Genomic DNA, 8427 nt, shown 5'->3' with positions numbered 1-8427 from the left:
AAGCTCGCCGACCTGGTCGTGGTCGACTCCGAGAGCTACGACCTGGTCGCCGTCATGCGCCGCGGCCGCTGGGTGCTCGGCGGCGAGGCGTTCCGCACCGTCGGACCCGCCTGAGCAACGACGCGGCCGCCCGTCCCCCTCGGGGGCGGGCGGCCGTCGCCGTGCTGTGGTGATCCCGGTCGGGCTGCGGGCGGTGGTGGCGGCTCAGGCCGCCGGTGCTGTCGCCTTGAGGACGCCGAGCAGGCGGGTGACCTCGGCGGCGACGGCCGCGCGGGCCGGCCCGAGGTAGCGGCGGGTGTCGACCAGCCGCGCGTCGTCGGCCAGGGCCCGGCGGACGGCGGTGCTGAACACCTGGTTGAGGTGGGTGGCGATGTTGACCTTGGTCATGCCGGCTTCCACGGCCGCGGTGAGGTCCCCGTCCGCCACACCCGAGGAGCCGTGCAGGACGAGCGGGACCGGCACCGCCCGGCGCAACCGTCCGATGAGCTCGAAGTCGAGCGCCGCGTCGCGGGTGAGCATCGCGTGCGAGGTGCCGACGGCCACCGCGAGCGCGTCCACGCCGGCGGCGGCGACGAACGCCGCGGCCTCGGCCGGATCGGTGCGCACACCCGGGGCGTGGACGCCGTCCTTGCCGCCGACCTCGCCGAGTTCGGCCTCCACCCAGACACCCGCGGCGTGGCACCGCCGCACCACCTCGGCGGTGGCCCGCACGTTCTCCTCGTACGGCAGCACCGAGGCGTCGAACATCACCGAGGTGAAGCCCAACTCCACGGCACGGTGGACGAGTTCCACGGAGGTGGCGTGGTCCAGATGGACCGCGACCGGCACCCGCGCGGCCCGGGCGACGGCCAGGGTGGCGGCGCCGATCGGATCGAGGGCGCCGTGGTAGCGCACGGCGTTCTCGCTGATCTGCAGGATCACCGGCGCACCGGCGGCCTCGGCCCCGGCGACGATCGCCTGGGCGTGTTCCAGCTGGATGACGTTGAACGCGCCGACGCCGCACGCGGCTTCGGCAGCGGCGGCGGCGATCGCGCCGGTTCCGCTCAGGGGCATGGGTCGAACTCCTCGGTTGCGAAGGGACGGACGTCCACGCGGGACCGCAGGGCCTGGTGGAGGGCGGGGTCGAAGTCGCCGGCCAGCGGTGCGGCGACGGCGGCCGCGGACAGTGCCACGGCCTCGGCCAGCCGGTCGGGCCAGGGCGTTCCGCCGACCAGGCCGAGGGTGAGCGCGGCGACGGCGGCGTCGCCGGCGCCGGTGGGGTTGCCGGCCAGCCGCTCGGGCGAGCGGGCGCGCCAACCGCCCTGCGCGGTGACGGCGACGAGGCCGTCGGCGCCGAGCGAGGCGACCACCGCACCGGCGCCCGCGGCCCGCAGCCCGCGGGCTGCGGCCACCGGATCGGTCAGGCCGGTGGCGGCGGCGAGTTCGTCCGCGTTCGGCTTGATCAGGGCCGGTCCGGCCGCCAGCGCCGTGCTGAGCGCCGCCCCGTCGGCGTCGAGCACCGCCGGGACGCCGTGTGCGTGCGCGAGCCGGAGCAGGTGGGAGTAGGCGTCCTCGGGCACGCCGCGCGGCAGGCTGCCGGAGAGGACCGCCGCCGCGGCGCGCGGCAGCAGGGTGTCGAGGTGGTCGAGGAACCGCGCCCATTCCTCGGCGCTCACCACCGGGCCGGGTTCGAGCAGGATCGTGGTGTCCCCGAGGTCCTCCTCGACCACGGCCACCGTCCGCCGGGACTCGCCCGCGATCGACAGCATGCGGTCGGCCAGGCCGGCGGACGCCAGTTCGGCGCGGATCGCCCGGCCGGTGAGGCCGCCGGTCAGGCCGGTGACCACGGTCGGGTGGCCGAGGGCGTGCAGGATCCTGGCGACGTTGACGCCTTTGCCGCCCGCGCGCTGGGCCACCGCCCGGACCCGGTTGCTGCCGTGCGGGCGCATCCGGTCCAGGTGGTGGGTGATGTCCAGGGCGGCGTTCAGGGTGACGGTGAGGATCACTCCGCCGCTCCCTCGCCCAGGAGGTCCCGCGCGAGCAGTCCGGCACCGAAACAGCCCGCCTCGTGGCCGAGTTCGGCGGGTACGAGCTCCGGCATCGTCTGGAAGGAGAGCCGCGCCGCCACCGCCGCCCGCAGTGGCGCGAAGTACGGCTCGCCCGCTCGGGCGAGGCCGCCGCCGATCACGATCCGCTCGGGGTCGAGCAGCGTGATCGCGCTCGCCAGGCCGTCGGCGAGTGCGTCGACGGCCTCCCTCCAGACGGCGGCGGCCGCGCGGTCCCCGGTCGCGGCGCGCTGGCCGACCTGCTCGGCGGTGACGCCCGCCTCCCCGGTGGCGGCGGTGTAGCGGCGGGCGACGGCGGCCGCCGAGGCGAGGGTCTCCACGCAACCGCGACGGCCGCAGGCGCACGGCTCGCCGCCGGGGCGCACCACCAGGTGGCCCAGCTCGCCGGCGCGGGTGTGGCTGCCGGTGAGCGGCCTCCCGTCGACCATCAGCGCGGCGGCGATCCCGGTGCCGACGGGTACGAAGAGGAAGTTGCGGCTGCCGCGGCCGGCGCCGGCCCTGGCCTCGGCGACGCCCCCGGCCCGCACGTCGTGCCCGAACGCGACGGGGATGCCCAGGTGTTCGGACAGCCAGTGCCGGACGGGCAGGTCCCGCCAGCCGAGGTTGGCGGCCAGCACCGCGGTGCCGGCCGCCTCGTCGACGATGCCGGGCACGGCGATCCCCGCGGCGGCCGGGCGGAAGCGTCCGGCGAGTTCGGCGGCGCAGTCGAGGACGGTTTCGAGGACGGCCTCCGGCCCGCGTTCGGCGCGGGTGAACCAGCGCTCGGTGTGGCAGAGGCGGCCGTCCGGGGCCACGGCCGCGCCCTTGATGTAGGTTCCGCCGACGTCGAGGGCGATCGCCGTCGCGGTCACGGCCGGGTGAGCACGATGGAGCGGGTGAGGTTGCGCGGCTGGTCGGGGTCCAGTCCGCGGCCCTTGGCCAGTTCGACGGCGAGCCGCTGGGCGCGGATCAGGTCGGCCATCGGGTCCAGCGCGCTCACCGACAGCACGGCGCCGGTCGGCTCGACCTGGTCGACCAGTCCGGTCGGCGGCTCGCCGAAGAACCACACCACGCTGTTCGGGCCGGTGACGCTGATCGGGCCGTGCCGGTACTCCATGGCCGGGTAGGACTCGGTCCACGACCCGGAGGCCTCGCGCAGCTTGAGGGCCGCCTCGTGGGCCAGGCCGACCGTCCAGCCGGTCCCGAGGAAGGTGAACTGGCCTGCCTCGGTGGCCCGTTCGGGCAGCGGGGCGGCCAGCGCCCGCTCGGCGTGGGCGGCCAGGTCGGCGGGGGCGAGGCCGAGGTGGCCGCGCAGCAGCGCCAGTGCGGTGGTGGCGAAGCGGGTCTGCACCACCGACTTCTCGTCGGCGAACTCCAGGTCGACCACGGTGCCGGCGGCCGTGCCGATCGGGGTGGCGAGGTCGCCGGTGAGTGCGACGGTAGGCGTCCCGCCGCAGCGCTCCAGCGCGGCGAGCACCTCGGTCGTGGTTCCCGAGCGGGTGATGGCGACGACGCGGTCGTAGCCACGGGCCGCCGGGAACTCGGAGGCCGCGAAGGCGTCGGTCTCACCGAGGCCGGCGCCCTCGCGAAGGCCCGCGTACGCCTGCGCGATGTAGAGCGAGGTGCCGCAGCCGATCACGGCCACCCGCTCGCCGCGCTCGGGCAGCCCGGCGGGCTCCAGTTCCAGTGCCTTGCGCCAGCACTCCGGCTGACTGGCGATCTCCCGCTCGACGTGACTCATCTGGCTCTCCTCGCTGGGGGCACGGGTGGTGCTCGGGGATCGGTCCGCGCCGAGCACTGCTTCATGCTGCAAGCATCTGCTTGAAACTGCTCTATTCATAGCTCAATGCGTCATCTTTGAGCAATACTGCTTCATCGAGAGGATCGCGCCACCCGGTCGATGACGGCTGGCGGATAGGCTCGTGACCAGGGACGACCGAGTCGAGGAGAGAAGATGAGCCCGGATGAGCGATGGTCGCGGCTGCTGGAGATCCTTGGTGATCGGGGCCGGATCGACGTCATGACGGCGGCCGAGCTGTTGGGCGTCTCCGCTGCCACCGTGCGCCGGGACATGGACGAGCTCGCCCGCCAGCAGCTGCTGACCCGCACCCGCGGCGGCGCGGTGCTGAGCGAAGTCGCGTACGACCTGCCCCTCCGCTACAAGACCGCGCGCCAGGCCGGCGAGAAGCAGCGCATCGCGAAGGCCGCCGCCGCGCTCGTCCCGCCCGGTGCGGTGGTCGGGCTCAACGGCGGCACCACCACCTCCGAGGTGGCCCGAGAGTTCGCCACCCGGACCGATCTGGCCGGGCACGGCAATCAGACGGCGCTGACCGTGGTCACCAACGCGATCAACATCGCCAACGAGCTGGCGGTGCGCCCGTACGTGAAGACCGTGGTCACCGGCGGCGTGGCCCGGCCCCAGTCCTACGAGCTGACCGGACCGTTGGCGACCATGATGCTGCAGGCGATCTCGCTGGACTACGCGATCCTCGGCGTCAACGCCGTCGACCCGCAGTTCGGCGCCGCCACCCACGACGAGGGCGAGGCGAGCGCCAACCGGGCGATGGCCGAGCGGGCGGAGCGGGTCATCGTGGTGGCCGACTCCACCAAGCTCGGCAAGCGCGCGTTCGCGCAGGTCTGCGACACCGGCACGATCGACGCGCTCGTCACCGACGCCGACGCCCCGGAGGAACTGGTGGAGCGGTTCACCGCCCGCGGGGTGGACGTCCACTGCGTGTAGCACCCGCCCACGGACCGGAGCCCGCGGTGCGGGCGGGTTCCGTGGAACCCGCCCGCGCCGCGGGGACGATGACGTTTCGTCAGGCCGAAGGCGGGGTGTTGAACGGTGCCGCCCAGGTCTGGTTGCTCTGGACCGCGTCCGGTGCGGCGCCGCACGGGTACAGGTCGACGGGCGTGCCGGCGGCTGTCGTGGTGCCGCCGTAGACGTCCAGGCAGGAGCTGGTCCCGGCGAGCTTCAGATTGCCGTCCCGGTTGTAGCTCCAGCTCTGGTGGCCGGGGGCCGAGCCGCAGGCCGCGACGCCGACCCACTGGCCCTGCTGCCCGTTGAGCGCCCCGGAGGTACTGCCGTCCTGCGCGGTCAGGCAGAGGCCGGCCGCGCCGGCCTGGAGGAGCTGGACGGATCCGTCGGTGTTCAGCTGCCACTGCTGGTTGCTGCCGCCGGTGCAGGGGGAGACGTCGACCGGGTTTCCGGCGCCGGTGCCGGAGGCGTGGTTGTCCAGGCAGAGCGAGGCCTTGCCCCAGTCGTCGCGCGAGACGGTGATCTGGCCGCGCGGGGTGGCGGTGCCGCCCTTCGGCGGGGTGATCCGCAGCATGGCGCTGTCGTGCGAGCCGATGGTGAGGGCGACGGTGCCGGTCGAGCGGCTGGTCCGGTGCGCCCACAGGTCGCGGACGGTGTACCTGCCGCCGCCGTTGAAGCCGACGGCGTTCAGGTCGAGCGTGTAGCTCGCGCTCGCGGCACCCTTGTTGGTGACCACGACCGCGCGGCCGCCGTCCGCGAGCGGCTTGACCACGACGTCGATGCCCGAGGCCGCGGCCGGGGTGCCGTCGGCGTTCGCGCCGCCGCCGGCCACGCGGTGGCCGCCGGCGCCCAGCGGGTCCTGGTCGACGGCGATGACCTCCGGGTTGGACAGGATGCCGATCGACGCCTTCAGGTGCGGGGCCTCGGCCGGGTGGGCGGCGAGGTAGGCGGGCTCGAACTTGCGGGCGTCGGTGGAGATGACGAGCGGCGCGGCCAGGGCGGAGAACAGGGACATCTGGCTGCGTTCCTCGGCGGTGGTCATGCCGTTGTCGCCGATCAGCAGCATGTCGGCGTCGTTCCAGTTGCCGGGGCCCTGGTAGCGGCCGAGTTCGACGGTGTTGTCGAAGCTCTGGTAGGCACCGAAGTTGTAGGAGGACTGCCGGCCCAGCGGCTGGTTCCACGGGTCGGTGGCGCCGTTGTCGTAGTCGTTGTAGATGTCCGGGCCCACCCGCCACAGCTGCCCGAGCGGGCGCACCCACCGCATCGCGGCGAACTTGGCCGGCCCGTTGCCGTAGCCGGCCGGGGCCGAGATGTTGAACATCACGTTCGGGGTGGGCCTTCCGGCCTTGTTCGCGGCGGCGACCGCCGAGTTCAGGGCGCCCGACATCCGGGTGTCGAGCGTCCGCACCGGCTCCTGGTCGCCGCAGTTGTCGTACTTGAGCGCGTTCACACCCCAGGAGACGAAGGAGTTGGCGTCGTCCTGCTCGTGGTACTCGCTGCCGTTGGGGAGGTTGGGGGAGCTCGGCGTGGCGGTGGAACAGGTGTGGGTGCCGGAGGTCTCGTAGATGCCGAACTCGGCACCGAGTCCGTGCAGGTAGTCACCGTACCCGGTGAGCTCGTGGTCGAAGCCGGGCTGCCTGGTCGTGTCGCGGACGTCGGTGGCGCCGCCCCAGTTCAGCGCGCCGTGCAGGTAGCCGGCGCTGTTGCGGTACATCCAGCAGTCGTCGACGGTGACGGTCCGGTAGCCGGCCGCGATCAGGCCGGTGTCGGACAGCGCCTTCGCGTTGTCCTCCATGTACTGCTGGAAGGAGTAGTGGAGCGGGTCCGAACCGTCGAGCGGGGCTTGGGGGGTGCACTGGGCCCGGGCCCAGTTGTTGAAGCCCATCGGGGGGAGCGCGCCGATCGGACCGTTGGGGGCGGCCGAGGCGGTGTGGTTGGCGGCCGGCGCGGTGACGCCGTCGTTCGCCGCGGCGGGGGTGGCGCCGAGTGCGGCCCCGGCGAGGAGGGCGGTCGTCGCGGCAAGGGACGCGGCCCGGCGGGACAGGAGTCGTCTGGTCACAGGTGTGGGGGATCCTTTCGATCTGAGTGAAACTGCTTCAATCATCGCTTCATGAAGCAGTTTCGATCACCTGCGGAGCAGCTTCGGGCGGCCGGGCGCCTCGCGTCAAGACGCCGTCCTGCCCCGCCTCGCCGCTCTTCCTCGACTGCAACGCTTCGGTAACGCGGCTGGCCTGCCGGGATGGCCCCGAGGCAAACTCGGTTCGGCGCAGCTGCTCGATATTGAGCAAATATCAGTCGCATAGCGCACCTTCGTGCAGATCGCACCATCCCCCACTCGGGCCACCGCGGTGTCGGCCCCACTCGCAAAAGGCGGTACCAGAGATGAAGCGGCGCCTGCTCGCCCTGTCGGCGGCCACCCTGGCCGGAACACTCGCGCTGTCCGGATGCGGCAAGGGCTCGGCCTCCGGTTCGACCTCCGCCGACGGCGTGACGACGATCAGGTTCGTCGCCGCCGACTACGGCTCCAACGGCCAGAACCCGAGTCGGACGTACTGGCAGGGCGTGATCTCGGCCTTCGAGCAGCAGAACCCCGGGATCAAGGTCGACCTTCAGGTCATCAACTGGAACGACATCGACACCCAGGTCAAGACCATGGTGCAGAACGGCAACCAGCCGGACATCCTGCAGACCGGCGGCTACGCCGACTTCGCCAAGAACGGCCAGCTCTACCCGGCCCAGGACGTGCTCTCCGGCAGCACCACGGCGGACTTCCTCCCCGCGATCGCGCACGCCGGCGAGCAGGACGGCACCCAGTACGGCATCCCGTTCATCTCCAGCGCCCGGATGTTCCTGATCAACAACGAGCTCTTCAAGAAGGCCGGCCTCGACCCGGCCAACCCGCCCAGGACCTGGGCCGACCTCACCGCCGCCGCCACCGCGCTGAAGAACGCGGGCGTGGAGATCCCGCTCGGCGTGCCGCTGGGCAAGGAGGAGGCGCAGGGCGAGTCGTTCATCTGGATGCTGGAGAACCACGGCGGCTACCAGGACGCCAAGGGCCAGTACAGCATCAACTCCCAGGCCAACATCGACACCTTCGGGCAGCTCAAGAGCTGGGTGGACGCGGGTCTGACCGAGCAGAGCCCGGCCTCCGTCAACCGCACCGACCTGGCCAAGGACTTCGCCTCCGGCAAGGTCGGCATGCTCAACGGCATCCCCACCCAGCTGAACGACGTCAAGGCCATGGACGTCACCTGGACCGCGATGCCCAGCAAGGACGGCACCGGCAAGGCCACCCTCGGAGTCGCCGACTGGATGATGGCCTTCAAGAAGGGCGGCCACAAGGAGCAGATCAAGGCCTTCCTCGACTTCGCCTACGCCAAGGACAACGCGGTGAAGTTCGACAAGCAGTACAGCCTGCTGCCGGTCACGCAGTCCGCGCTCACCGCACTCCAGGCGGACCCGGACGAGAAGGCCCTGGCACCGTTCCTGCAGATCCTGCCCACCGCCACCTTCTACCCCCTCAGCGACCCGACCTGGCCGGCGGTCTCCGCGCAGATCAAGACCCAGATCGGCAGCGCGGTCGGCGACCCGAAGAAGACCCTCGACGCGCTCCAGAAGGCCGCGCAGCAGGCCGGCGAGTGACCC

7 protein-coding genes are annotated in these 8427 nt (G+C 72.7%); 2 read left to right on the top strand and 5 right to left on the bottom strand.

The window, feature by feature from the left end:
• Positions 1–204: 204 nt before the first annotated feature.
• From ACFVGO_RS32575 to ACFVGO_RS32560, 4 genes are read right to left on the bottom strand one after another with little or no spacing between them, the layout of a single operon-like run.
• The gene (locus ACFVGO_RS32575; RefSeq protein ID WP_380349069.1) at positions 205–1053 is read right to left on the bottom strand and encodes a ketose-bisphosphate aldolase; all 849 of its coding nucleotides are present in this window, start codon (positions 1051–1053) and stop codon (positions 205–207) included.
• Complete coding sequence (locus tag ACFVGO_RS32570) at positions 1044–1985, bottom strand: 1-phosphofructokinase family hexose kinase (RefSeq protein WP_380349071.1); 942 nt, start codon at positions 1983–1985, stop codon at positions 1044–1046. The genes ACFVGO_RS32575 and ACFVGO_RS32570 overlap by 10 nt, the downstream gene beginning before the upstream one ends.
• Positions 1982–2896 (bottom strand): ROK family protein, encoded by a 915-nt coding sequence (locus tag ACFVGO_RS32565; protein WP_380635685.1) that lies wholly within the window; start codon positions 2894–2896, stop codon positions 1982–1984. Before ACFVGO_RS32565 ends, ACFVGO_RS32570 begins: the two co-directional genes overlap by 4 nt.
• Entirely contained in the window at positions 2893–3765 is an 873-nt protein-coding gene (locus tag ACFVGO_RS32560; RefSeq protein ID WP_359915528.1) for a sugar isomerase, read from the bottom strand. Before ACFVGO_RS32560 ends, ACFVGO_RS32565 begins: the two co-directional genes overlap by 4 nt.
• A gap of 213 nt (positions 3766–3978) precedes the next feature.
• Between ACFVGO_RS32560 and ACFVGO_RS32555 the strand changes: the two genes are divergently transcribed.
• Positions 3979–4764, top strand: coding sequence for a DeoR/GlpR family DNA-binding transcription regulator (locus ACFVGO_RS32555; protein WP_359915536.1), 786 nt, complete (start codon positions 3979–3981; stop codon positions 4762–4764).
• Between the two features lie 79 nt (positions 4765–4843).
• Here ACFVGO_RS32555 and ACFVGO_RS32550 read toward each other — a convergent pair whose 3' ends face one another.
• Positions 4844–6841 (bottom strand): alpha-galactosidase, encoded by a 1998-nt coding sequence (locus ACFVGO_RS32550; protein WP_380349077.1) that lies wholly within the window; start codon positions 6839–6841, stop codon positions 4844–4846.
• Positions 6842–7164: 323 nt separating this feature from the next.
• On the opposite strand from ACFVGO_RS32550, the gene ACFVGO_RS32545 reads away from it, so the two are divergent.
• Entirely contained in the window at positions 7165–8424 is a 1260-nt protein-coding gene (locus tag ACFVGO_RS32545) for an extracellular solute-binding protein (RefSeq protein ID WP_359908839.1), read from the top strand.
• Positions 8425–8427 lie beyond the last annotated feature (3 nt).

The organism is Kitasatospora sp. NPDC057738, assembly GCF_042798815.1.
GTDB classification, from domain to species: Bacteria; Actinomycetota; Actinomycetes; order Streptomycetales; family Streptomycetaceae; genus Kitasatospora; species Kitasatospora lactacystinica.
The sequence above is the reverse complement of the archived record's forward strand: the minus strand, read 5'-3'. Positions and strand labels throughout refer to the sequence as shown.